The organism is Bacillus cereus group sp. MYBK139-1, assembly GCF_051916915.1.
GTDB classification, from domain to species: domain Bacteria; phylum Bacillota; class Bacilli; order Bacillales; family Bacillaceae_G; genus Bacillus_A; species Bacillus_A pacificus.
In genome coordinates, this window is sequence record NZ_JBQAHO010000001.1 from 766475 (window position 1) to 789035 (window position 22561).

Sequence of the window (22561 nt, forward strand, 5' to 3'; positions counted from 1 at the left end):
CAAATACAATTTTATTGTGTATTTATTACATATCAAATATAACGTTAAAGTTGTATGATATAGCTCCAATAAAACTATGTGGAATCCCTCTGAACTATCCAAATCATTTCCTTACAACGTGCTATCAACATCATAATCGACTCCTTTCAAGTTTTATATTTTAAAGGATTATAGGTGAGTGTAGTATTTGCTTCTACGATCTCGAATTTCGTCCATAATCTTTTTGTATTGTTGCTCTTGTTTTAATTCATCTTCAGAAAAAATTTCTTTCTGGATTGTAATTGTTAAGAAGAAAAGATGAAACTTCATGATACATTCCTCCTTTCGAAAGGAATTATAGATGGCTACAGTAGTGACTTTGACGTTCTTTTACATCTTCCATAGCTTTATTAATTTGATGGTCATGCAATATTTCACTGTCCGAGAACTTAGTTTTTTGAATTGTGATCGTTAAAAAGAATACTTTAAATTTCATTAGATAAAACCCCTTTATAAGTTTATTAGAAAAGACGGCTGTAATAAGAAGCTTGACGTTCTTTTACTTCGTCCATAATAGTTTGAATGTGTTGCTCACGCAAAATCTCTTTCTGTGAAAGTTTACGTTTTTGAATGGTGATAGTTAAAAAGAATGCTTTAAATTTCATTAGATAAAACCCCTTTATAAGTTTATTAGAAAAGACGGCTGTAATAAGAAGCTTGACGCTCTTTTACTTCGTCCATAATGGATTGAATGTGTTGTTCACGTAAAATTTCGTTGTGAGAAAGTTTACGTTTTTGAATGGTGATAGTTAAAAAGAATGCTTTAAATTTCATGAAGGTAGTTCTCCTTAAAAATATATTTTTAATACATATGCGTATAATATGAACTTTTAATGTCAGTCATTTTATCAGTCAGTTGTTTTATTTGTTGTTTACGATGGATCTCAGCTTCAGTTAAAGTGTTTTTCTGAAGTACAGTCGTAAAAAAGAAAATATGAAAAGTCATAAATGAATTCCTCCTTTCGAAAAGGAATTACATGTGATCACAATAAAGTGCTTGGCGCTCCTTAACATCATTCATAGCTTTTTCTATTTGCTCATTATGAAACATTTCATCTTTAGAAATTTTATTTCTTTGAATCGTAATACTTAAAAACAATACGCTAATAGTCATCGAATGTTGCTCCTTTCTTTAAAAAATAATGTAAGAGACTAAAAAATCGCACAAAAAAGCCACAGGAAGATATAGTTCTCCTATGGCCAGGCGTGAAAAAGCCACAGGAAAGTATACGACCTCCTGTGGCGAATTTATGAATTAATCGAAATAATGTACGATTTTCAATTCTCCATTAGGGTGGTCGAATTCATATTTAATTGTCCAGAAAACACAGGTGCAGTTAACGCTAAAGTTAAAGCATGTAATTGTAATTTCATCATTTCCTTCGACCTCCTTTTAGAATATTTTTCTTACGTTAGTAAGTATATACAATTAATGGATAATTGTAAACATAAAAAATGAAAATTTTTAATTTTGATTAAAATGCGTATATTTTAAAGGGTTTTGAGAAGGTGTATTGTAATTAACGAAATATCGATAAAAATGGGGGATGCTAAATGAAATATATGCATCGTAATGTAGTTGTTATGCTAACAATTTTTTTATGTATTACTGCTTGTTCTAGAGGAGAAAGAATAAAAGAAATATCCGATGTTGAACCTGGTGAGTTTAAGAAATATGCGGGGACATACGTTGGGAATAACTCAGATGTAGTTGCAATTGTTAATCATTTACCCGGTGGTGAAACATTTCAAAGTGTAAGTATAGAGAATGAAAGTATAAAGGTGAACTATGGTGCAAAAGGGAGTGGCCCTCTTACAGAAGACATGGTTGAGACGTATTGGTTTGATGGTAAGGATACAATAAAGAAGAATTTTCTCTTTAATGCTATTTATCTAGCGATTTTAGTACCAAATGCAAAAGCTTTTGATTTCCAAGTAGAAAATAAAAAGTTTACGATGAAAAGAGAAGAAATACTACCAATCTTGTATGAAAATTTTAATGATTTTCCAAAAGAAGATAATATATGGGATAAAAAGAAAGTAGTAAAGTTCCTTAATGATAATAACGAAAAAATTAATAGGCTTGTGAATGATAAAGATTTCCGAAAATCTTTATTTGTTAAATATCCAGTAAAGTGGTCGAAATAATTGGAGGGACAAAGATGGAGTTAGTATACAAAATTTCTTATCATAGAATGCAGGCTCATTATTTACCTAAGTTAGTACAGGCAATTCAGTTCGTTAGTGAAGATGATTTATGGAAACAAGGGGAGTCTGTTAATTCAATTGGTGGAATCGTACTGCATATTTGTGAACATATGCAGAGAAATACTAGTCGTTATAAAAATCCAAATATAGTTTTTGAAAAGGGAATCGAGGAGTATTTTCCAACAAAGCGACAACATACTGAAGTTTTGCTACAGTACGTTGAAAAGGTATTTGATGGATGGGGAAAAGCATATATACAAGCATGGGAAGAAAAAAGACATATTGAACTTCATAGTTTATTACATTTAGTGGAGCACACAAGTTATCATTTAGGGCAAATAGTAGATCGTACAAAGTCAATAAAAGGACAACCATTTAACTTTTGTCAAAATGGTATAAATGAAAAGAATTTGAGAACAAGAGTTGAAACTTCGAAATTTTAGAAAGAGAGCCATTCTTAAACGAATGACTCTCTTTTTTTGTAAAAGAAATTTATGGAAATGAATATATTTATGTGATATGGTTAATTACATAAGTAATGAACCTATGAACCGAACTAAGGTGGTGAAATTGTGAAACCTACTCTGGAGCAAAATAAATTAATATACTTACAAATTGCAGAAACGATTGAATCTGATATTTTAAAAGACATATTGCTTGAAGAAGAACAAGTTCCATCAACAAATCAATTTGCGAAGATGTTACAAATTAATCCAGCTACTGCAGCTAAAGGGGTAAATGTATTAGTTGACGAAGGGATTCTATATAAAAAGAGAGGGATCGGAATGTTTGTTGCAAAAGGAGCGAAAGAAGTCGTACTAAAAAAAAGACAAAATACTTTTATGACCGAATATTTACCGAAAGTGTGGGAAGAAGCAAAAGTATTAGAAATATCCAAAGATGAATTGATGGATATGATTCAAAAAATTACGAGGGAGGGGAAAGAGGAATGATTGCTCTTGAGACGAAAGATATAACGAAAAAATATAAAAAGAAAGTAGCAGTAAATGAAGTAACGATTTCATTGGAAGAGCATAAAATATATGGTTTGCTCGGTAGAAACGGAGCGGGAAAAACGACACTATTAAATTTACTTGCAGGCCAAATTATTTCAAGTAGTGGTAGCATATCAATATTTGGTGAAAATGTTTTTGAAAATAGTAAAGCAATGCAAAATATTTGTTTTGTTAGAGTGAAAGAAGAAGCACATTTCAGTTATAAAGTAAAAGATATTTTTAAGATGTGTAGCATGTTTTATAAAAACTGGGATGGAAAGTATGCTGAAAAACTCGCTGATAAATTTCAGCTTAATACGAAAATGAAATATCATAAGCTATCACACGGTATGCAAACAGTTGTTGGAATTATTCAAGGATTAGCAAGCAGGGCACCAATTACAATTTTTGATGAACCAACTACAGGTTTAGACGCAGCGCATCGTGAATTATTTTATAGTCTACTCCTAGAAGATTACGGTGAGTATCCACGAACTATTATATTATCCACACATTTAGTAGAAGAAGTAACTCATGTGATTGAAGATGTGATAATCATAAAAGAAGGAAGATTAGTTGTTCAATCATTGGTGGAAGATTTATTACAACAAGTTCAGATTATTTCAGGCCAAAAGGATAAAGTGGACGAGTTCTTGATCAATAAAAAAGTATTAAATCGAGAAGTTTATGGAAATAAGGGTATTGCTGTTATATGGGAAGAATTGTCTAATGAAGATTATGACTCTATTGAAAAATTAGGATTAGTAGTTGATGGAATAACATTACAAAAATTATTTATTCACATAACTGGTGGTGAAGTGAAATGACGATATTAATGAAGCAGTTAAAGTTACATATTAATTTTCATTATAAAGCAATTTTAATATTTTGGATTGTAGCTTTATTAATAAAAGGGGCTTTAAATGCTGCTCATTTAAATGGAGTGAACATTGGTTATTTACCCGAAATTATAAATAATCCTTCAATAGCAATTATGTTATTTATAGTAGGGAGTGTTTTCATCATTCAAGATGAGCTTTTTCGTTTAGCTATTTCATTCGGTGTAACGAGAATACAATATTTTATCGGGGCAATTTGTTATATCGTATTGCAATCTGCATTATTTTCATTTCTTCAAGTTATGCTTTTACAAGATATAAAATATAATTTAGTAAATGTTAGTTTTTGGGAGCAATCGGTGCAACAATTTATTTTGCAATTTTTATTTTATGTTACAACAGCATGTTTCTTTCAAGTGGTAGTAGTTTTTAAACAACGATTTCAGTGGATCGGTCTTATGATTGGTGGGACCCTTTTCTTATCAACAAATAGTGTACTTTATGGAGAAGCGGGGGTAACCGGTTTATTATTTACGAGTGATGGATCTTTAGTAGATATACCGTATTTTACTGTTATTTCAATTGGATTAACTGTTCTTTATATCATAACTAGTAGTATATTTATTCGTAAAGTATCATTTGAAAAAACGATTTGAAATATTATTAGATTACTATAGAGAGAAGGATAGGAAATGGGAGACACATCTTCACTCATTACAGTCTTTTTAGGCATTGCACTATTAATATTCTGGCGTCGTTATCGTTCCATGCATAAGCCAATAAAGGGATCAGGAAAACGTATTTTATGGCCATTATTATTTTTAACACCAGGTGTTGTATGGTTTTTTGGTCCCGTACATCCAGCTATATTACAAGTAGTTATAGCGGTATTCATTGGGGTACTTTTCGCTGTGCCGCTTATAGTATTAACAAATTATGAACGAAGAGATGATGGGAATATTTATACGAAAAAAAGTGCTGCTTTCTTAATTACTTTTATTGCACTTGTCGTTTTAAGGTATGGTTCAAGGAAATATATTGTAGACTTAGATCAACAAACAATTGGTTTATTATTTTATGTTATTGCTGTCTCGTATATTATTCCTTGGAGAATTGCTTGTTTTATAAAGTTTAGGAAAGTTTTGCGGGGGAATAGTAATCATACAGTGTAAAAACAAAGACTTCTCTATTGAGAAGTCTTTGTTTTTATGAAATCATTATATGCTATGTAACTAATTTTCCCTCTCAAAATCACCACTATATGGTAAAATTTTATGGTGAATGAAAGAAATGTATGGTAATGTGGTAAATCAAATACATGAACTGAAAATAGTTCTTTTTGAGAGGAGGTAATGAGTCGATATGAGCTACTTTATTGCGTTAGTACTTGCTGTTTTATTAGCTTTTTCATATAAAATTGTTGATATTACAGTTGGCATTATTATTGGAAAAACGTTGTACCGCAAGATAGAAAATGAGATTATTTATATATGGGGGACAATACTGACGATAATTAGTTATTTTTATGTAGATAATTATGTATTCCGTTTACCAATTCACTATGAATCAATTGTTGTATTAATCTTGATTGCTTTGATAACGAATATTGTCATTTCACGATACTCAGGATATAATCCAATTGGGAAAAAGAATATCTTAAACTTTGTAATTATGTATCCTATTTTTGAAGAAGTAATTTTTAGAGGGATGATTATACCAATACTTAACAACGCATTCCCGATCCTCTCTAATTTTGAAATAGCTTACATACCAGTTACGCTACCAATTCTAATATCTTCCTTTCTATTTGCTGTATCTCACTTACAATATTACAAATTTAATCAGACTAGTATAAAATTTATGCTGTTCGCATTTTTAGGGGGAATAATACATGGTATGATTACGGATTCCACACTATCAATTGTTTTCCCAATATTATTACATATAGAATTTAACTTCCTTTCTGTATATTACGCAAAAAAGCTGTAGTAAATTGATAATTGAGTTAGTGTATTTATAAATGAATTATTGAAATTTTATTAAAAAAAGGTAAGAAAATAGTTTTTTTACTACAGCTAACGAATTTTACGTCAACAATCACCTCTAGCTGGGGAACTAGTTGATTTTTACAGTAACAAAGATAAAATCTCACATGTAGAGACTGTTTTAGCGTATAAAATCCGCATTTCAAAAAGCTGACAAAAGTCAGCTTTTTTTATTCGTAACATGAAGTAAAGCTCCAATCGCACCGCTATTACCACCATCTTGTAAAAAAATAGGTATTTTATTTTGATATTTTGTGTAGCTACTAATAATATTTTGAAGATGTATGTTATTACATAGAGTCGAACCAATATAAATAATATGGTCAATGTTTTTTGTTTCGGCGAATTGAAGGCTTAATGCAGTAACGACTTCACCGACGAGTCCTTGTACAGTAGCAAGTATATCTGAGCTATTATAATTTGATTCTATAGTAGCGGCTTTACCAAAATTGCTTGCAGTTAAACTATTATCAATAGGGGAGAGAATACCGCCATAAATATCACCAACTGTAATATCTAATTCTTTTCTAGAACCTACTTTTGTTAAAGGGATCACATCTTCAAAATGATCTAGATTTGTTAATAATTTTGAAAGTCCCATAATAGTACCACCGCCAACACCAGTTCCACCAGCTCGAATATATTTGTCATTATAAACGTAATGAATAGAAGTACCTGTGCCGATATTTGTTAAAATAAAGTTGTTTACAGCATATTTCTCTTCTTTTAACATGTAGCGGACGCCTATAAGAGTAGCTTCAAATTCGTTTAGTTCTACTATTTTATATGAGGGTGAAAGTAGTTGCTGTAATTGTTTTGCTTTACCACCTGTAATACATATTTGTTTTTTACCAGTGTTTTGCTTAAGCCAATTTATTATTTTATTTTGTTCATTTGAATAAAACTTTTCAAAAGCTAATTGCATTTTTTCGTTCAAATAAGCAATTTTCGTTAATGTTCCTCCAGCATCGATACCGATCGTACTTTCCATTTACCTGCTCCTAACTACGTAATATGCTTTCGTGTTAAATCATACTCTCAACTAATGTAAGGAACACTCTAATCAGCTTGATATATTAATAGTTTTTCTATCGTTACAATCGGCTGATTATTAACAGTTGCGGTGCCTTTACCTAGAATAAAACCTCGGCGATTGCGAGATAGCTCATAATGTAAATCAAGTTTATCACCGGGATATGCTTTTCCTTGGAATACAACCCCATCTAAAGAGGAGAGAAAGCCTAGTCCTTCAGAGTCACTCGTATGTACAAATGCACTAAGCTGAGCAAGTGCTTCTACAATTAACATATGAGGCATATGTTTTTGACTATCATTTATAAACCATTCATTATTTGTAATGAGTTTATATCCCGTAACGGATTCACCATGTTTTACATTTGTTACTTTATCAACCATTAAAAATGGATAACGATGAGGAAGAGTGTCTTCAATGTGCATATGAAAATACCTCCAATAAATAATACCCCTGCTACAGTTAAACAGGGGAGTTACCATTAATTTTTAACTAATTCATTTACTTTTTCAAGAGAAAAAATACCACTATTTCTAATGTTTTCAACCACTTGTTGTAGCACTTTTTTATCTTGAACGAGTGCAATACGTACAAAGCCTTCTCCGTGAGGTCCAAATGCATGACCTGGCGTAACAACGACATTCGCACGATCCATTAATGCATATGCGAAATCTATAGAAGTCCAGCCGTTCGGAATTTCAGCCCAAACGAACATACTACCAGCTGGTTTATCGACATTCCAGCCAAATGTTTTGAACCCATCGATTAAAGTATCTCTACGTTCTTGATAAATACAGCGGTTTTTCTCACAAAAAGCAGCACCATTTTTTAGTGCAGCACATGCCGCTTTTTGAATTGGTAAAAACACTCCGTAATCTGTATTGGATTTAAACTGAGTAAGTGCACGAACAATTTCTTCATTTCCAATCATATATCCAATACGACTACCTGCCAAACTATAACTTTTTGACAAAGAGTTAATTTCTACGCCAACTTCTTTAGCACCAGGCACAGAGAGGAAGCTAATTGGTTTATTACCATCAAAATAAAATTCAGCATAAGCAAAATCATGGACAACAATAATGTTATGCTTTTTCGCGAATGCAATTACCTCTTTAAAGAAATCTTCATGAGCCATTGCTGGAACTGGATTCCCTGGGAAGTTTAAAATCATCATCTTCGCTTTATCTGCAATTTCTTCAGGAATTAGCTCTAAGTCAGGTAAGAAATCATTATCTTTCTTTAAAGGCATGTAGTAAGATGTTGCTCCAGCCATTTGAATTCCTGTTTCATAAGCTGTATATCCTGGATCAGGAACTAATATAATATCTCCCGGATTCGCATAAACCATAGGTAAATGAACGAGTCCGTCCTGTGACCCCATTAATAATAAAACTTCTTTATCGGCATTTAATATAACATTATGAGTGTTGTTGTAATATTCAGTTACAGCTTCGTGAAATTCTTGAATACCACTTAATGTGTATCCATAGCTTTCTTTTTGATTGGCTGTATGTACCATTTCTTCTCTTACAAAGTCAGCAGGTGGCATATCAGGATTCCCGATACTTAAATCAATCATTTTGTGACCTGCTGCAATTTTTTCTTTTTTATAAGCCCCTAATTCACTAAATATAGAAGATTGGAATGCTTTCATTCTAGTTGCTAACGTGTAAGTCATCAAAACCCCTCCTAAAAACAGTGTTTTCTTTCTGCGTTTTTAATTATTCTGAAAACACATGAGTACATTTTATCATTTTTTTACGAAAATTAAAACGATTGACAAATTTAGAGGAAGGATAAAAATAACGCAGAAAATATTTTCTGCGTTTTAAATGAAGAGCAATCATTTCTTTTTATATGTACATAATTTTTCAACTGCATAAAAGTATACGCTTAATTTGCCATCCACAACCTTTAAAGTTTGATCCGATGTAAATGAGTTACCATAATCAATGTGATATACATTAGAATCCTTAACAAATGAGCCTTTGTATAAATCTTCTTTTTTCTTTGTTGTTTGCATCTCTACTAAATATTGAATAATTTTTTCTTTCTTTTCTTCTTTTACAACTGTTTCAAATTTATACGATACAGGACAAAGACCGTTTTTGTTATCAATGACTTCCCAAGTACCGTATATGTCATTATTGCTACATCCACTGAGTAGTATAATGAATAATGTAATAATGAATAGAACCTTTTTCATTTTGTACTCCTTTCTTTTCATTTTCGATAAACGTGCGAATGCGATACGAATATTGTAATAAATAAAGTTTAAATTTTTATAAAGAATTATTTAATTTCATATAAAGTGAAACTTTAATCAGTGGGGGTCTTACTGCCCATTAAAGTGGGATAAAAATTGGAGTAGGTAGAGTTTTTAAAATAAAAAGGCATGAATCGAATGTAATCCCGATTCATGCATAGTGTGTTATCTTATATTTTGTTTTTTGAGGGTAAATGAAGCGGAGAGAAGAATGACAATGCCGTTTAAAATGTATACATTTACAATAGAAGAGGTTAGGTTAATTGCTCCAAAACCAGCGTTATCCAATATAGAAGTGAGTGCCGTAATTGTCAAAAAAATAATAGGCGTTAGCAGTAAAAATATGAAGCCTGCCACAACTCTTCTTTTAAAGCTATGTTGAGATAGGGAAATTGCTAAAAAGTTAATGATGCTAAACATAACGAATACAACAAAAAGGATAATAAATAACTGAATGCCATCAGACATTTTGCGCCTCCTATATACCTTATTTATATATTATATTCGAAAGTAAAATAGGTACTCCTTTAAATAATTTCAATAAGTGTATTAAATAAAATTATATATAACAAAAAGCATGGGTTAATCTAGTACTACTAAATCCATGCTTTTTGTTTATGTTATAAATTCGCAGATTGCGAAGGCTGTTTTTCATATTGTTTCTGTTTAGATAATGAAATGAAAATGATTAATAATGAAATGACACCGAAAATTAAGACCATGTACTGTAAACCAATCGTATCTAAGAAGAAACCAGTACCGAGTAAAACGATTTGGAACATAACTCTTTCAAACATATTACGGAATGAGAATAGACGGCCGTGATAGCTTTTTTCCACTTTCGTTTGGAAAATTGTCGACATAATAGGGAAGAAGCAACCGACACTAAAACCAAATAAACCAAATGATGTAAGAGACATCCATTTTATATCGCTAAAGAACAATGATAGATGTGCAAAAGCGGTACAAACTGCGAAGAAATATAATAATTTTTCAGGTTTGAAATGGTCAGATAAACGTTTAATAACGAAGGCACCTAACATAAATGCGATACCTTCAATTGTATATATAAAGCCTTTAATCGTTGGATCATGTTGCATTTCGCTAATATTGATTACCATTAAATTAAATCCGGCTATAAATAATAGAGGGATAATACTTAATATAAGTGCTGTGAAAGCAATCGGAATTCCTTTTAAAATACGAAATACTTCCATAAAGCTATTATCTTTTGCCGCTTGTTTACTTGGTGTTGTTGATTTCTTATCTTCGAATTGTAGGAAGAAAGTTGAGAGGAATAATAAAGCGTACGCTGCCATTGAGAAGGCATACATATACTGTAAACTCATTACAACTAAAAGAATTCCACCTAGTGAAGTACCTGCAATACGAGCGATTGTACCTACATTCATATGTACACCGTTCATTTGTAATAATTCATGCTCGCGTACGATGAGTGGGATTACAGATTGTAATGCAGGGAAATAAAATGCTGCTGAAATTTGAAGAGCAACCATAAATGCAATCATAAAGGCAATACTTTCAAATTGGATAGCGAAAAACATAAAAATAACACTAATAACACGACCAAACCCGGCGTAAAGAAGAACTTTTTTCTTTTCATACTGATCAATAATGCGACCAGCCATAGGCCCTACGAGAACACCTGCTAATAATCCGATAAATAATATAACTGATTTCATAAAATCAGAAGGGACATATTTTTGCATAAATTCAAGGTTACCAAGAATACCAAGCCATAACCCTAAACCAGCAATAAACTCCCCGATTAATACAATCCAAACATTTTTATTACGCCACATAATATAAAACCTCTCCGTCTTTTAAAATGAAAAACTCGTATATAAAACCTCCTTATTTTATGTATTATTAGTAACGAACTTTTTAAGAGTCAGAGTCTATATTACGTGTTTCATCAGCGGATTTCAATCTTTTTGATTTGTCAAAAAATCGATTCGTTAATTGATAAAATAAGCAAATTAAAATGTAAATTAAAATGTAAATACTAAATGATTAAAACATAACGAATAGTAGGGATAAATATCAAAAAAATAAAAAAAGCAAGAACATATAACTATGTCTCGCTTTTCTCAATTGCAAAATTAAACATTAGATTCACTTAGCAGCATTTACGCTCTTGTCCAATAGCTAAAGCGCTAAAAGATAGAGGACCAACAACTTCTGCGCTTGCACCACTAGTAAGGTTTTCTACAGTTAATGAATATTGGTGTGTTCCACTGCTAACATTTTGATCTATAGCTTGAAATGTTTGAGTGTAGAATTGCTCAGAATCTGTAGATTCAATACCTGCTTGTGCATTGAAAATTTCGAAGTTATCACGGAAAATTCGGAATAAAACTTGTGAAGTTCCAGATATACCTTCTACACCAATTGTAGCGATTAATTCTACTCGATTATTACGTGAATCTCTACTTGAAATTCTTACTTTCAAATTTGCTAGAATTGCTTTATTTGGAGAAGCTGGGATTGCAAAAGTGGTTTCACCCGTTTTACTTATAGGTTGAGTAGCTTGGTAATCAATGATATGAGTCATATTCGTCACCTCCTCATATACTAAAGTATGAAAATAGCAATGAAATAGCTTGGACAAATAATAGAATATTTTAATAGAGTCGACATTAATTGTTGAAAAGGAGTAATTCACAAAAAAGCATCAAGAAAATATCACAATACAGTGATGGTTTTCTTGGTGCTTTTGTACTTAGGCTGAATATTCTTCTTTACGTACTTCGAAAAATTCATTGCGACGTAAGTAATTATAAACTTTCTCGGAAACCTCTTCTTCTTCAGACATTAAGAAACGATGATCAAAAGCATAGAATGATTGACCTTTAATTAATTTTACGTAGTAAATTTTACACGCCTCCTCTAGCGAAATTAGTATTTACTTAATATTATGATGGCCTATAAGTATGTGAATCATACTTGAAGTTTCAAAGGATTGAAGTGAAACAAAATAAAAAAGCTTACAAAACTGTAATGTTGTTGTCACGTTTTCCGATAGTTAAAAATAACCAATCTCTTCTATACTACAAATAGGTTACATAAAATAAGGGGGTAAAAAAATGGATGAAGTGATTGGAGAAGTGGTAGCAGGTATTTGTGAATTTGTGGTGGAAGTAACAGCAGATGCTATTGGGAATTTAGTTTCTGGAAAGGATGAGGAAAAAGAAACATTATAATAGTTTGTAAAAGTATATAGATGATCAAACTATAAAGGCTGATTTCTAAAGGGAAGTCAGCTTTTTTATTTTTTACATTATATTAATTTTATTTGAATATTCATTTGTTATTATGTTTATAAATCGAATAAAGGGGGTGAATAAATAACTATGTCGAATTTAGGGACTAATTTATCTAATTCTTGTTTGATTGTTGTAAAGATAGAGGAAAAGGAATATCACTTTATTGTTCGTGAACATCCGATTGTAGGGAAGATTATATCGCTATTGGAAAATGGAAAAGAATATGGTTTAATAAATAAACAAATCGCTAATAAAGATAAATTTATTAAATCGGAGCTTGCTAAATTAGATTATTTTAACATAGATGTTCTATATCATACACCTGGATGGATATGGATTGGCATGGATCAATTTGGTTTACATGCTCGTGAGGCTACTTATAACGAAGTAGACATTATTATGAAGTTGAAAGAGGATTTATACTATATAGATGTAGATGAAAAAGTAAAAATGTAATGGATATTTAGTTAGGTTAGGGGACTAGTTCCCGTAACCTTTTTTGGTTAATATTAAAACGGAAAATAGATATGATGTAGGACAGCATGATAAGAAGTGAGCTGAAAAGAGGATTTGAAAATACATAAAGAGAACTTTAATTATTATATGAATTCTATATGTCAATAACAATAGAAAGAAGATGATAAAATGAATAAAGAAGAGCTTGTGAAACAACAGTTTGGTAATAATGCGGAGAAGTATGTAAAAAGTAAAATTCATGCTAAAGGACAGGATTTACAATATGTAGTTCAACAAGTTGAGTCTCGTCATAATAATCGTCTTCTTGATATTGCTACTGGCGGAGGACATGTTGCGAATGTATTAGCTCCATTGTTTCAAGAAGTAGTTGCCTTAGACTTAACAGAAAAAATGTTAGAGAATGCGAAAAACTTTATTATAAGTAATGGACATGAAAATGTATCTTTTGTCGCTGGAAATGCTGAAAGTTTACCGTTTTCTGATCGTTCATTTGATGTGATAACATGCCGAATTGCAGCACATCATTTTACGAATCCAGATCAGTTTGTTTATGAAGTAAATCGGACGTTAGAAGATAATGGATTGTTTATTTTAATAGATAATGTTTCACCGGAAAATAATGAATACGATACATTTTATAATTTTATAGAAAAAAAACGGGATCCGAGTCATGAACGAGCGTTGAAAAAAACAGAATGGATTACCTTGTTAGAAAAAAATAATTTGCAAATGCAGTCATGTCTTACCTTTGACAAGAAATTTGAATTTGACTGGTGGTGCGATATGATGAATGTACCTTTGCAAAAACGAGAGAAGTTAACAGAATGTATGATGAAAACATCACTTGAAATGCAAGAATTCTTTAACATTCAATATGAAAATAATAAAATTATATCGTTTTATACTGAAATGGCATTGTTTATATGTAGAAAAAGTGCGACATTAAAAAGATAAATTTCTTGCAGTCTTTTCAAAGTACGATATACTTAGTACTGAGAAAATGAGAATAGAGGAAAAGTAATAATGATTCGCGTACGTATTGAAGGAACTGAAGAAGAAATGCTTGAATTTATGGAGAAAATGCCAGATATTCCTGGATTTGAAAAAACACATATGAGAGAACCGAGAAAAGGAAATAATCCAAAATACGATTCAAGTAAGAATGTACTAGCATATTTATCTTATAAAAAGATTGAAGTCGCCAATAAATAGGCGGCTTTTTTAGTTTGCACTGTTTCACAGCCTTGTCTTTTTTACATAATAATAATAGTAGATTATGCTGAAGAGGGGTGAGGATAGTTAATAAGAAAATCATCTTTTTTGGAGACTTTGGTATTGACGATGCTGTGGCGTTAATTTATGCAAATAAAACATGTAAATTAGATATTATAGGTATTGTTGCTGAATATGGAAATGTATCGCGAGAAATCGTAACAGAAAATGTGTACTTTTTAGAAAGATACTATGCTACAGAAGTAAAGATCATTGAGGGTGCAGCAAGACCGATGACAGCTGAAGAACCTTTGTTTTTTCCTGAAATTCATGGAGAGCACGGCCTAGGCCCCATTATTCCACCTGAAATGAGGATTTGTAAACGGGAAAATTTTTGTGAATTAATTAAATTAATTGAGCCTTGTCCAGAAGATATTATTATCGTAGCGACAGGACGATTAACAACATTGGCAACATTATTTTTATTATATCCAAATGTAATGGATAAAATATGTTCGTATTATATTATGGGCGGTGCGTTTTTATTTCCTGGTAACGTTACTCCTGTATCGGAAGCAAATTTTTATGGAGATCCAATTGCTGCAAATATTGTAATGAAGTACGCAAAGAATGCGACTATTTATCCATTAAATGTAACGCAACAGGCCCTAATTACGCCTGAAATGGTGGGTATTATTAATAAAGAAGGAACAGGGCAGGCAAAGCTTATTAAACCAATGATTGATTTTTATTATGAGAATTTTTATAAAAAAGAATACCCTGGTATTGCTGGAAGCCCGATTCACGATTTACTTCCGTTCATTTCATTTATAAATGATGATATTTTTGAATATAAAAAATCTGCAGTTTGGATTAGTACGACAAATGACGTAACAAGAGGAGAAAGTGTGGCTGACTTTAGAAAAATAGCTGAGCCAACAAGGTTTGATGATCGGCCAATACAAAGAATTGCGGTTGGTTTTAACTATCCTGCATTTAAAGAAGAGTTTATGCGTACAATATTGAAGCCTGATTGCCCATAATAGGAGAAATATGAAGGGTTTCCACCACTAATCCAAAAACTAGTTGTTCATTATTTTGAAATAATCTAATAGTTGAGCTGTATGAATAACTTATGAAAAATGTAGCATAACTAATGGTAAGCAATTGTTTCTAATTATATTTTGATTGGTGAAATATAAAGGAGGTTATCATATGATTTGGTCTTTAATCGTTGGTGGTATATTAGGATGGTTAGCTAGTTTAATTACTGGCAGAGATGTACCAGGCGGTGTAATTGGTAATATTATTGCTGGTATTATTGGTTCTTGGATTGGTGGGAAATTACTTGGTAGTTTCGGCCCAGTAATAGGCGGATATGCAATTATTCCAGCTTTAATTGGTGCGATTATTTTAATCTTCATCGTAAGCTTCTTATTGCGAGCAATGCGAAAATGAATATAAGGACTGTTTACATTTGTAAGCAGTCCTTTTTATATGTTATGCTAGTATTATACAATCAGGAGGTGTCAGCATTGAAAACATTTACAGTAAATTTCCATCAAGAAGATAATGCGAAAGCGACAACAGTACATAAATTAAGTGAAGAGGACTTCAACAAAGCAACAGAAAAAGGTACTCGTCATCTATTTGATTTAGATACAAACGTTGGATTCTTCGTATTCTTTGATGCAGAAGATGCAGAAGGAAATGATCAATACTTAATGCTACAATATGAAGGGGATCATGAAGAGCCAACTGCGTGCTACGGATTTGATTTAAAACTATACTATCAATTCTTAGCATTATATTTAAACGATCTTGAATTCCAAGGTGAAACAGATGAAGAAGAGGAAGAGTATGGTCCAATCCATCATTTAGCTCACTTACTTTATCATATTGTTGAAGATGGAAAGTCAATCGAAGTGTAAAAATACATATGTAAAGCTGTCCTTTTTGGGCAGCTTTTTTCATTTTCTCAAGCAAAATATACAAAACCTTTGCTATAATTTTTATATATCTTGATAAACATATGATATGAATAGGAAGTGAAGTATTTGTTTACGATTGAGAACTATAAAAATTCTTTAATAAAAGGATTAGAAGCAAAATCCTCTGATTTGATCGAAAGGTTAAAAGTAACAACACAGCTTAATTATTATAAAGAAATAGATTTATTAGATTTTACTGTTTTTGTTCAGTCATTTGAATTGTCTATCGTTATGTTTTCAATGGATGGAGAAGCGAATGAAGTTTTTTATGAAGGGACTGATAAAGGAATTTTTTCTGGTAGCTATAATGTAATGGATGACATTACATATTATACGTTCAGTGATGAAGAATCTGATGAATTTTGGGATTTTTACGAAAAAAATGATGAGAAGTTATCTGAAATTGAAACGAAGACTATAGTAGAATGGTTTGCGACTTGCTGGAATAAAGCTGGTGGTATGAATGTTACATTACCTTCTTACGTTAGTTTTCATGATGATAATGAATGTTATGATTTACATAATGGTAAATGGATTTCTGATGGTGATAGATGGTTTGACTAAACAGAAAAAGCAACAAAGAAAGCTCATTTTTCTTTGTTGCTTTTTCTATTTTTAAGGCAGGATTGTAGTGTAATTGGCGAGAAGGGATATATAGGGAGATGGGGAAAAATGATAAACAATACAATTCCAAGTTTTTTAAAATTATGGGAAAGCAACGACGTAGAATTAGCAGTCCTCAATCAATATTTCACTTCGCATCCAGAGATATTTGAAGAATACTTTAAGTATCATTGTCCTAATACGAATGAAGGTCTTTCTAATGCCATAAAACAATATCCCGCAAAAATAGAAGATATTTGTATCATTGCAGAAACATTACCGACTATTATTCAAGAGATAACGAATGAATATCGTAATAAATATAGCTTTGATGTAAATATGAAATTCCACATATTTGTTGGAGCTTTTGGATCTAATGCATTCGTAGAGAGGGCGATCATTGGAGATATATTTTTTGCGGTAGAAAAATTATCTCCAGATTTGAAGCATCTTCGTGTTATTGTTGCTCACGAAATAGGGCATATATATCATAATGTTATGTTACAAAATAATGGAATGGATTGGGAGAAAGCGGAGTGGACCGATGCGGCAGTTAATTTGTATCGTGAAGGTGTTGCAACATATGTATCAAAGCAAATTGTGAAAGGTTTAAATGAATCAGTGTATTACTCATATAACAATGAAGGTGAACGATGGTTACAATGCTATATAGAAAATGAAGAACATATAAAGAAACGTTTTTTGGCAGATTACATAGAAGGATGGACGTTCGAAAAAGAGAAAGAGTGGTTCCGGTTATCTGGCGGACAATACTTTGGATACAACCGACTTGGTTATTTTTTAGGAACAGCTTTTGTAGAGGATGTTGTACAAGCACTAGGAGAAAGTGAAGCATTTACTTTTTGGAACAAATATAATTTGAAAAGTAGCGTAATGGATTGGCTATCAAAATGAATAGGATTACAATAGGAGGCTGAAATATATGAGAGTGTATGTAAAGATAGCTATGTTATTTCTCGCTTTTATGTGCCTATTTGCATTAGCAGCATGTAAAGGGACCGATGAACAAAAGGAAACAAGCCGAACATCAGAAAATAGTAAAAATGAACATAATAATTCTGCTGAAGAAAAGAAAGAATCTGATGCAAAATCAAATAATGAAGGATCAACAAAATCAGGTACAGATTCACGCTCGAAAGATACAGTAATCAATCAAAAATCAATTAACCACGTTAAAGAATTGTTTGAACTATCGAAAGAAGGAAAAGTACCTAACGCTCCGTTTGCAGCGCATACAGGAGATATTGAAGAAATAGAAAAAGCGTGGGGGAAAGCAGATAAAACGGAACAAGCAGGAAATGGAATGTACGCTACCTATACAAATAAAAATGTTTCCTTCGGTTTTAATAAAGGATCACAAGTTTTTGATGTACGCTCCTATCATGCAGAACTAAAATCAATTACATTACAAGAAATAGAAAAAGCATTAGGAAAACCAACTTCAGTTAAAGGAAATGGTGAAGATAAAATATATGTATATAAAGTAAACAATCAGTTTGAGTTAAAATTCATTATTCCAAAATCGACTGGTAAGGTAAATCATATTTCGGTATTTTCACCTGAGGATAGTATTAATAAAATGGCAGGGTAGGATAATAAAAAGGATGTCACAAAAGTCGAAATCGATGACCATGTGACATCTTTTTTTTGTGTAAATAAGAAACTTCCTTTTATAAAATATGATGGGGATGCTCTAAAACATCTTTTTGAATATCTTTTCTTTTTTTCTTACGCTCTAAATTTCGAACAAAAAGAACTTGAATAATGCCTCCAATTGTTAAGAAACAAGCACAAATATAAAATAGCATACTACCGTTTAGTTTACTTAATAAAACCGCACCGATAACAGGACCGCACGTTCGAGATACATCCCAATGTAACCCGTAAATTGAAAAATACAATCCACGTTTATCTGTAGGAGCGATTTCTGAAACGAATCGAAGCAAATGGTTGAAAGCAACACTTTCTCCAATGACTAAAAAGAGTAATGTGAAAAATAATGACAAGATTGTTGCTGAAAATCCATAGCCAATTGCAGCTATCGTAAAGCAGGTGTAAGCAATAAGTATGATTTTCGCCATAGAAAATTGTTCAGACCATTTTACAAGGAAAACTTGTAGAGTGATTTCCATAAGAGCTTTGCATGTTGTAATAAAAACGAGTATGCGATCGAAATCCGGAAGTGTATGTTTCACGAAAATAAGATAATTTGTTTCAGTTTGTGCATAAAAAAAGCTAATAGGAATTGTAGTAATCATTAGTCCAAATACGGCGTAATGTTTGTGTACAAATTGCTTTGGAGATGATATTTCAAGCTTTTGTGTTGGTGTTGTCATTGCCGGAGCAGTTTCTGGAAGCTGCGTCCAAACAACGACTGCATATGCTATAAGTGTAATGCTTTGCACTATAAATACATATTCAGGGTGAGTCTTATAAAAAATAGTACCAATTAAAGGACCGATTAGAGTACCTATTGCTCCCATCGTTTGCAGAAGAGAGAAGATTTCCGCTTGCTGTCCTTGTTTTGTTAAATCAGCAATTTGTGCCCGTTGAGCGGGAATATATAAGGAGCGGCCAACCCCATTTATGACGTATAATAATGCAAATATAAAAACAGATTGAGCAAAGACGAAGCTACCAATTGCAATACCTTGTAGTAATAAGCCGAGTAACATAATTTTTTTTCGTCCATATTTATCAGTAACTCCCCCAGCAATAAGTGTAAATACAATGTCTGAAAGTGGTTGTAATCCGAAAATTAGCATAGTTATTATGATATTACCGTTTAACATTTTATCAACGTAAATAATCATAATGATGGCTAACATGGATTCTGTTGTTCGGGTTAATAATTCGCCGCACATTCTTATAATAATTGGTTTGTTATAACGTAGTAAGAGATTGGTCAATATTAATTCCTCCTTTCTATATTGAAATGATAAGATGAAAGGAGAAAGAGAAAAAGGGTAGAAATAAAAGGGGTTATTTTTCACCTTTTAGGGGGAGTATGATGTTTATTTTAGATCAATATATTGAACTATGGTGTGTCTACGGTAAAGGGAGACGAGAAGGAGAACGATTAGAAGTAACCGTACAAATGATAGCAGAAACATTATTTTGTACAGAGCGTAATAGTAAATTAATTATAAAAAAATTAGAAGAGTTACATTGGATCACTTGGTTTCCAGGTCGTGGGAGAGGGAATCGTTCTAAATTAATATTTCAAAAGCAACCAGTTCCACTAATTTTAGAAAGAGGAAAAGAATTAACGAAAAAAGGAGATGTGAAAAGTGGAATCTCATTTGTAGAACGCTACAGCTCACAATTTCCATCAATAAAGAAAGAGTATGAAACTTGGGTAGATTCTATATTTGGTCATCAAATAGAACGGACATCTGAAGGAAGAAAAGACGTACTTCGTTTGCAAGTACAAATGAACCTGGACATCGCTTTAGATCCGGTTTACGCTACGATGCGCTCAGAATGTCATATGGTTAAACATCTTTTTGATACACTCGTATATGTAAATGAGGAAACAAATTTTATAGAACCAAGGCTTGCTTTTCAATGGGAATATAATGATGCTGAAAAGGTATGGACTTTTTATTTGCGAAAAGGTGTTCGTCTTCATAATGGAAAACGACTTACTGCACATCATGTTATACATTCATTGAATCGATTTATGAAAGCTGAAAACAACCCACACGCATGGATGTTGCAACATGTTGAAAGTTTCCGTGCAGTGGATGAATTTGTTGTTGAAATTCAATTACATACGGTAAATAGGATGTTTTTACATACGCTAAGCGCAGAACAGTGTTCTATCGTAATTGAAGATGAAGCAGGAAACTTCATAGGTACAGGGCCTTTTATATTACGAGAGAAGAATACACATTTATTTGCATTAGAAGTACATGATTTATATTATCGTGAAAGACCTTTTCTTGACCGAATTGAACTATTGAATGTGGAGCAAAATGTAAATACTTATGACGTGTTAGTAAAGGCGCAGTATAAAGATAAAGAAAATCTCAATAAAGAACTTTCACGGCTTGAATCGAACGTGACATATGTAACATGTAATCTTGTAAAAGAAGGGCCAATGCAAGATGAACTTTTTCGGAAAGCGCTATATAAAATTATTCATGGCGATAAAATCGTTCAAGAACTCGGCGGAGAACGTGGAGAAGTGGCAAAGAAACTAATATTAGCAAATGAAAGCATAGTAGAAATTGAGGAAGATATCGAAAGTTTAATTAAGAGAAGTACGTATCATAATGAAGTGCTACAACTTTATACATTTACAGGACGAGATCACGTTGAAGATGCACAATGGATACAAAAAGAGTGTGCGAAGTACGGGGTTCGTGTAGAAAATAATTTTCTTAAAATAGAAGAGCTGTTAGAAATAAGTACGATACAAAAGGCGGACATGATGCATGATAGCGCAACAATTAGCGAACGAATAGAAGATAGTTTACTATATATGTTTCTTACAAAAAACAGTTTTATTCATGGGCAAGGTAGCCTGGACTTTCATGAATCATTGTCCTCTTATTTTAAACAAGAACAAGTAGAGAAAAGAGTTACACTGTTACGCGATATTGAAGACACTTTGTTACGTCAAATTCATATAATTCCTTTATACCGTAACAAACAACAAGTAACTTCTCATGAAAAAGTACAAAATATAATGATTAATTCACAAGGGTGGATTGATTTTTATGAAATATGGTTTACATGTTGATATATAAGGGTTTTTACGCATTTTATAAGATGTGTGAGAACCCTGTTTTTTTGTGTGAAACAGGGTTGTTTTACACATTGTTACGCTACTCGTGATAAAAGTCTATTTACAGCGTAACAGTGTTATGTTACATTGTTATCAGGAAGGAGTGTTATACAGTTGAGTACAGATTTAATTTCAAAAAAAGATTTATTAGAACTTACTGGTATTTCATACGGACAATTATATAGGTGGAAAAGAAAAAATTTAATACCGGAAGATTGGTTTGTACGAAAGTCTACATTCACGGGTCAGGAAACATTTTTTCCGAAAGAAAAGATATTAGAGCGTATTGATAAAATTCAAACGATGAAAGAGGATCTATCACTTGATGAACTGGCCAATATGTTTTCGCCGAGTGTGAGGGAAATTCTTTTAACAAAGGAAGACATTTTACGTAAGGGGATTGCATCAGAACCAGTTTTACAATTTTTCATAGAACAAACGAATAAAACAGCGGAGTTTCAATTTGTAGATATTCTTTATGTGTACATGTTAGAAGAATTACTACAATCGGGAGAGATTAGTTTAGAAGAAGGAAAAATGGTCTTGCAAGTTTTAAGTGGAAATTATGAAGCAATGAAACATAAAACGTGTGACTTAATTATTGTCCGAAAGTTAGGGGTTTCTACATGTTTCTTAGTTTCAAACGTGGACGACTTAATTTTTGAAAAAGGCACCAAAATCGTTTTACGCGAAGCGATTATGAAATATACCGAAGCATTAAAAACTAAATTGTTGTAGTGGAGGAGAAAG

Annotated in this window: 33 protein-coding genes; 18 read left to right on the forward strand and 15 right to left on the reverse strand. The window is 32.0% G+C overall.

The genetic code is table 11. From position 1 onward, the window contains the following. Window positions 1-168: 168 nt before the first annotated feature. Genes ACTFRS_RS03800 through ACTFRS_RS03825 form a run of 6 tightly spaced genes read right to left on the reverse strand, consistent with a single transcriptional unit; the run spans window position 169 to window position 1153 of the window. Entirely contained in the window at window positions 169-309 is a 141-nt protein-coding gene (locus ACTFRS_RS03800) for a YrzI family small protein (protein ID WP_000668488.1), read from the reverse strand. A gap of 25 nt (window positions 310-334) precedes the next feature. After that, a complete protein-coding gene (locus ACTFRS_RS03805; RefSeq protein ID WP_000669812.1) occupies window positions 335-475 on the reverse strand; it encodes a YrzI family small protein in 141 nt (46 codons plus the stop codon). A 25-nt stretch (window positions 476-500) separates the two neighbouring features. Continuing rightward, window positions 501-644, reverse strand: coding sequence for a YrzI family small protein (locus ACTFRS_RS03810; RefSeq protein WP_000668966.1), 144 nt, complete (start codon window positions 642-644; stop codon window positions 501-503). 25 nt (window positions 645-669) lie between these two features. Next, window positions 670-813: a YrzI family small protein gene (locus ACTFRS_RS03815; protein WP_000668957.1), complete on the reverse strand. Its 144-nt coding sequence runs from the start codon at window positions 811-813 to the stop codon at window positions 670-672. Window positions 814-841: 28 nt separating this feature from the next. Continuing rightward, on the reverse strand, window positions 842-985 hold the full coding sequence (locus ACTFRS_RS03820; protein WP_000142732.1) for a YrzI family small protein: 144 nt from the start codon (window positions 983-985) through the stop codon (window positions 842-844). Window positions 986-1012: 27 nt separating this feature from the next. After that, complete coding sequence (locus ACTFRS_RS03825; RefSeq protein WP_000156179.1) at window positions 1013-1153, reverse strand: YrzI family small protein; 141 nt, start codon at window positions 1151-1153, stop codon at window positions 1013-1015. Window positions 1154-1593: 440 nt separating this feature from the next. Here ACTFRS_RS03825 and ACTFRS_RS03830 point away from each other — a divergent pair, with 440 nt between their 5' ends. The 7 genes from ACTFRS_RS03830 to ACTFRS_RS03860 all read left to right on the forward strand — a co-directional run bounded on the left by ACTFRS_RS03830 (window position 1594) and on the right by ACTFRS_RS03860 (window position 6070). Beyond that, window positions 1594-2187: a DUF4825 domain-containing protein gene (locus ACTFRS_RS03830; RefSeq protein WP_431084667.1), complete on the forward strand. Its 594-nt coding sequence runs from the start codon at window positions 1594-1596 to the stop codon at window positions 2185-2187. Between the two features lie 14 nt (window positions 2188-2201). Continuing rightward, the gene (locus ACTFRS_RS03835; RefSeq protein ID WP_139865899.1) at window positions 2202-2690 is read left to right on the forward strand and encodes a DinB family protein; all 489 of its coding nucleotides are present in this window, start codon (window positions 2202-2204) and stop codon (window positions 2688-2690) included. 129 nt (window positions 2691-2819) lie between these two features. Then, window positions 2820-3200, forward strand: coding sequence for a GntR family transcriptional regulator (locus ACTFRS_RS03840; protein WP_139865898.1), 381 nt, complete (start codon window positions 2820-2822; stop codon window positions 3198-3200). Then, window positions 3197-4069: an ATP-binding cassette domain-containing protein gene (locus ACTFRS_RS03845; RefSeq protein WP_139865897.1), complete on the forward strand. Its 873-nt coding sequence runs from the start codon at window positions 3197-3199 to the stop codon at window positions 4067-4069. The genes ACTFRS_RS03840 and ACTFRS_RS03845 overlap by 4 nt, the downstream gene beginning before the upstream one ends. Next, window positions 4066-4737 (forward strand): DUF4052 family protein, encoded by a 672-nt coding sequence (locus tag ACTFRS_RS03850; protein WP_431084666.1) that lies wholly within the window; start codon window positions 4066-4068, stop codon window positions 4735-4737. Before ACTFRS_RS03845 ends, ACTFRS_RS03850 begins: the two co-directional genes overlap by 4 nt. Window positions 4738-4773: 36 nt before the next feature. Beyond that, window positions 4774-5253, forward strand: a complete 480-nt coding sequence (locus ACTFRS_RS03855) for a CcdC family protein (RefSeq protein ID WP_431084665.1) — start codon at window positions 4774-4776, stop codon at window positions 5251-5253. Between the two features lie 190 nt (window positions 5254-5443). Then, window positions 5444-6070, forward strand: coding sequence for a CPBP family intramembrane glutamic endopeptidase (locus tag ACTFRS_RS03860; RefSeq protein WP_242294956.1), 627 nt, complete (start codon window positions 5444-5446; stop codon window positions 6068-6070). A gap of 216 nt (window positions 6071-6286) precedes the next feature. Here the strand turns inward: ACTFRS_RS03860 and coaW are convergent, their stop codons facing one another. The 8 genes from coaW to ACTFRS_RS03900 all read right to left on the reverse strand — a co-directional run bounded on the left by coaW (window position 6287) and on the right by ACTFRS_RS03900 (window position 12324). Next, the gene (gene coaW / locus ACTFRS_RS03865; RefSeq protein WP_139865893.1) at window positions 6287-7117 is read right to left on the reverse strand and encodes a type II pantothenate kinase; all 831 of its coding nucleotides are present in this window, start codon (window positions 7115-7117) and stop codon (window positions 6287-6289) included. Window positions 7118-7185: 68 nt separating this feature from the next. Beyond that, on the reverse strand, window positions 7186-7584 hold the full coding sequence (locus ACTFRS_RS03870; protein ID WP_139865892.1) for a 3-hydroxyacyl-ACP dehydratase FabZ family protein: 399 nt from the start codon (window positions 7582-7584) through the stop codon (window positions 7186-7188). Window positions 7585-7640: 56 nt separating this feature from the next. Continuing rightward, complete coding sequence (locus tag ACTFRS_RS03875) at window positions 7641-8840, reverse strand: LL-diaminopimelate aminotransferase (RefSeq protein ID WP_139865891.1); 1200 nt, start codon at window positions 8838-8840, stop codon at window positions 7641-7643. Window positions 8841-9005: 165 nt separating this feature from the next. Then, complete coding sequence (locus ACTFRS_RS03880; protein WP_242294869.1) at window positions 9006-9368, reverse strand: hypothetical protein; 363 nt, start codon at window positions 9366-9368, stop codon at window positions 9006-9008. A gap of 225 nt (window positions 9369-9593) precedes the next feature. Continuing rightward, window positions 9594-9896, reverse strand: a complete 303-nt coding sequence (locus ACTFRS_RS03885) for a hypothetical protein (protein ID WP_440024212.1) — start codon at window positions 9894-9896, stop codon at window positions 9594-9596. Window positions 9897-10048: 152 nt separating this feature from the next. Beyond that, window positions 10049-11251, reverse strand: coding sequence for an MFS transporter (locus tag ACTFRS_RS03890; RefSeq protein ID WP_000269246.1), 1203 nt, complete (start codon window positions 11249-11251; stop codon window positions 10049-10051). 317 nt (window positions 11252-11568) lie between these two features. Continuing rightward, window positions 11569-12003 carry an exosporium protein ExsC gene (gene exsC / locus ACTFRS_RS03895; protein ID WP_061182655.1) on the reverse strand — a complete coding sequence of 145 codons (435 nt, stop codon included), beginning with the start codon at window positions 12001-12003 and terminating at the stop codon, window positions 11569-11571. Window positions 12004-12171: 168 nt separating this feature from the next. Continuing rightward, on the reverse strand, window positions 12172-12324 hold the full coding sequence (locus ACTFRS_RS03900) for a YqbF domain-containing protein (protein WP_071680000.1): 153 nt from the start codon (window positions 12322-12324) through the stop codon (window positions 12172-12174). Between the two features lie 478 nt (window positions 12325-12802). Here ACTFRS_RS03900 and ACTFRS_RS03905 point away from each other — a divergent pair, with 478 nt between their 5' ends. From ACTFRS_RS03905 to ACTFRS_RS03945, 9 genes are all read left to right on the forward strand, one after another. After that, window positions 12803-13171 carry a hypothetical protein gene (locus tag ACTFRS_RS03905; RefSeq protein ID WP_139865887.1) on the forward strand — a complete coding sequence of 123 codons (369 nt, stop codon included), beginning with the start codon at window positions 12803-12805 and terminating at the stop codon, window positions 13169-13171. Between the two features lie 189 nt (window positions 13172-13360). After that, a complete protein-coding gene (locus ACTFRS_RS03910; RefSeq protein ID WP_242294871.1) occupies window positions 13361-14146 on the forward strand; it encodes a class I SAM-dependent methyltransferase in 786 nt (261 codons plus the stop codon). A gap of 69 nt (window positions 14147-14215) precedes the next feature. Continuing rightward, window positions 14216-14404, forward strand: a complete 189-nt coding sequence (locus ACTFRS_RS03915) for a DUF3970 family protein (protein WP_000621879.1) — start codon at window positions 14216-14218, stop codon at window positions 14402-14404. 77 nt (window positions 14405-14481) lie between these two features. Beyond that, the gene (locus ACTFRS_RS03920) at window positions 14482-15447 is read left to right on the forward strand and encodes a nucleoside hydrolase (RefSeq protein WP_139865885.1); all 966 of its coding nucleotides are present in this window, start codon (window positions 14482-14484) and stop codon (window positions 15445-15447) included. Between the two features lie 172 nt (window positions 15448-15619). Then, complete coding sequence (locus ACTFRS_RS03925) at window positions 15620-15862, forward strand: GlsB/YeaQ/YmgE family stress response membrane protein (RefSeq protein WP_000638307.1); 243 nt, start codon at window positions 15620-15622, stop codon at window positions 15860-15862. 77 nt (window positions 15863-15939) lie between these two features. Then, on the forward strand, window positions 15940-16335 hold the full coding sequence (locus tag ACTFRS_RS03930) for a hypothetical protein (protein ID WP_000847587.1): 396 nt from the start codon (window positions 15940-15942) through the stop codon (window positions 16333-16335). Window positions 16336-16461: 126 nt separating this feature from the next. Continuing rightward, window positions 16462-16959, forward strand: coding sequence for a hypothetical protein (locus ACTFRS_RS03935; protein WP_277933174.1), 498 nt, complete (start codon window positions 16462-16464; stop codon window positions 16957-16959). Between the two features lie 108 nt (window positions 16960-17067). Continuing rightward, window positions 17068-17913 carry a DUF5700 domain-containing putative Zn-dependent protease gene (locus ACTFRS_RS03940; protein WP_242294873.1) on the forward strand — a complete coding sequence of 282 codons (846 nt, stop codon included), beginning with the start codon at window positions 17068-17070 and terminating at the stop codon, window positions 17911-17913. 28 nt (window positions 17914-17941) lie between these two features. Then, window positions 17942-18610, forward strand: coding sequence for a YjgB family protein (locus ACTFRS_RS03945; protein ID WP_139865882.1), 669 nt, complete (start codon window positions 17942-17944; stop codon window positions 18608-18610). 79 nt (window positions 18611-18689) lie between these two features. On the opposite strand, the gene ACTFRS_RS03950 is transcribed toward ACTFRS_RS03945, so the two are convergent. Next, entirely contained in the window at window positions 18690-19928 is a 1239-nt protein-coding gene (locus tag ACTFRS_RS03950) for an MDR family MFS transporter (RefSeq protein WP_440024207.1), read from the reverse strand. Window positions 19929-20029: 101 nt separating this feature from the next. Between ACTFRS_RS03950 and ACTFRS_RS03955 the strand changes: the two genes are divergently transcribed. Then, window positions 20030-21766, forward strand: coding sequence for an ABC transporter substrate-binding protein (locus ACTFRS_RS03955; RefSeq protein WP_440024205.1), 1737 nt, complete (start codon window positions 20030-20032; stop codon window positions 21764-21766). Between the two features lie 159 nt (window positions 21767-21925). Beyond that, window positions 21926-22549, forward strand: a complete 624-nt coding sequence (locus tag ACTFRS_RS03960; RefSeq protein ID WP_139865879.1) for a YhbD family protein — start codon at window positions 21926-21928, stop codon at window positions 22547-22549. Window positions 22550-22561: the final 12 nt, after the last annotated feature.

Bases quoted from the DNA above. Each gene is read 5' to 3' on its own strand.
- ACTFRS_RS03925 (WP_000638307.1), top strand. From the start codon at position 15,620: ATGATTTGGTCTTTAATCGTTGGTGGTATATTAGGATGGTTAGCTAGT.
- ACTFRS_RS03870 (WP_139865892.1), bottom strand. From the start codon at position 7,584: ATGCACATTGAAGACACTCTTCCTCATCGTTATCCATTTTTAATGGTT.
- ACTFRS_RS03820 (WP_000142732.1), bottom strand. From the start codon at position 985: ATGACTTTTCATATTTTCTTTTTTACGACTGTACTTCAGAAAAACACT.
- ACTFRS_RS03830 (WP_431084667.1), top strand. From the start codon at position 1,594: ATGAAATATATGCATCGTAATGTAGTTGTTATGCTAACAATTTTTTTA.
- ACTFRS_RS03880 (WP_242294869.1), bottom strand. From the start codon at position 9,368: ATGAAAAAGGTTCTATTCATTATTACATTATTCATTATACTACTCAGT.
- ACTFRS_RS03815 (WP_000668957.1), bottom strand. From the start codon at position 813: ATGAAATTTAAAGCATTCTTTTTAACTATCACCATTCAAAAACGTAAA.
- ACTFRS_RS03800 (WP_000668488.1), bottom strand. From the start codon at position 309: ATGAAGTTTCATCTTTTCTTCTTAACAATTACAATCCAGAAAGAAATT.
- ACTFRS_RS03915 (WP_000621879.1), top strand. From the start codon at position 14,216: ATGATTCGCGTACGTATTGAAGGAACTGAAGAAGAAATGCTTGAATTT.
- ACTFRS_RS03885 (WP_440024212.1), bottom strand. From the start codon at position 9,896: ATGTCTGATGGCATTCAGTTATTTATTATCCTTTTTGTTGTATTCGTT.
- ACTFRS_RS03835 (WP_139865899.1), top strand. From the start codon at position 2,202: ATGGAGTTAGTATACAAAATTTCTTATCATAGAATGCAGGCTCATTAT.
- ACTFRS_RS03825 (WP_000156179.1), bottom strand. From the start codon at position 1,153: ATGACTATTAGCGTATTGTTTTTAAGTATTACGATTCAAAGAAATAAA.
- exsC (WP_061182655.1), bottom strand. From the start codon at position 12,003: ATGACTCATATCATTGATTACCAAGCTACTCAACCTATAAGTAAAACG.
- coaW (WP_139865893.1), bottom strand. From the start codon at position 7,117: ATGGAAAGTACGATCGGTATCGATGCTGGAGGAACATTAACGAAAATT.
- ACTFRS_RS03905 (WP_139865887.1), top strand. From the start codon at position 12,803: ATGTCGAATTTAGGGACTAATTTATCTAATTCTTGTTTGATTGTTGTA.
- ACTFRS_RS03810 (WP_000668966.1), bottom strand. From the start codon at position 644: ATGAAATTTAAAGCATTCTTTTTAACTATCACCATTCAAAAACGTAAA.
- ACTFRS_RS03890 (WP_000269246.1), bottom strand. From the start codon at position 11,251: ATGTGGCGTAATAAAAATGTTTGGATTGTATTAATCGGGGAGTTTATT.
- ACTFRS_RS03940 (WP_242294873.1), top strand. From the start codon at position 17,068: ATGATAAACAATACAATTCCAAGTTTTTTAAAATTATGGGAAAGCAAC.
- ACTFRS_RS03910 (WP_242294871.1), top strand. From the start codon at position 13,361: ATGAATAAAGAAGAGCTTGTGAAACAACAGTTTGGTAATAATGCGGAG.
- ACTFRS_RS03855 (WP_431084665.1), top strand. From the start codon at position 4,774: ATGGGAGACACATCTTCACTCATTACAGTCTTTTTAGGCATTGCACTA.
- ACTFRS_RS03845 (WP_139865897.1), top strand. From the start codon at position 3,197: ATGATTGCTCTTGAGACGAAAGATATAACGAAAAAATATAAAAAGAAA.
- ACTFRS_RS03850 (WP_431084666.1), top strand. From the start codon at position 4,066: ATGACGATATTAATGAAGCAGTTAAAGTTACATATTAATTTTCATTAT.
- ACTFRS_RS03805 (WP_000669812.1), bottom strand. From the start codon at position 475: ATGAAATTTAAAGTATTCTTTTTAACGATCACAATTCAAAAAACTAAG.
- ACTFRS_RS03860 (WP_242294956.1), top strand. From the start codon at position 5,444: ATGAGCTACTTTATTGCGTTAGTACTTGCTGTTTTATTAGCTTTTTCA.
- ACTFRS_RS03875 (WP_139865891.1), bottom strand. From the start codon at position 8,840: ATGACTTACACGTTAGCAACTAGAATGAAAGCATTCCAATCTTCTATA.
- ACTFRS_RS03955 (WP_440024205.1), top strand. From the start codon at position 20,030: ATGTTTATTTTAGATCAATATATTGAACTATGGTGTGTCTACGGTAAA.
- ACTFRS_RS03945 (WP_139865882.1), top strand. From the start codon at position 17,942: ATGAGAGTGTATGTAAAGATAGCTATGTTATTTCTCGCTTTTATGTGC.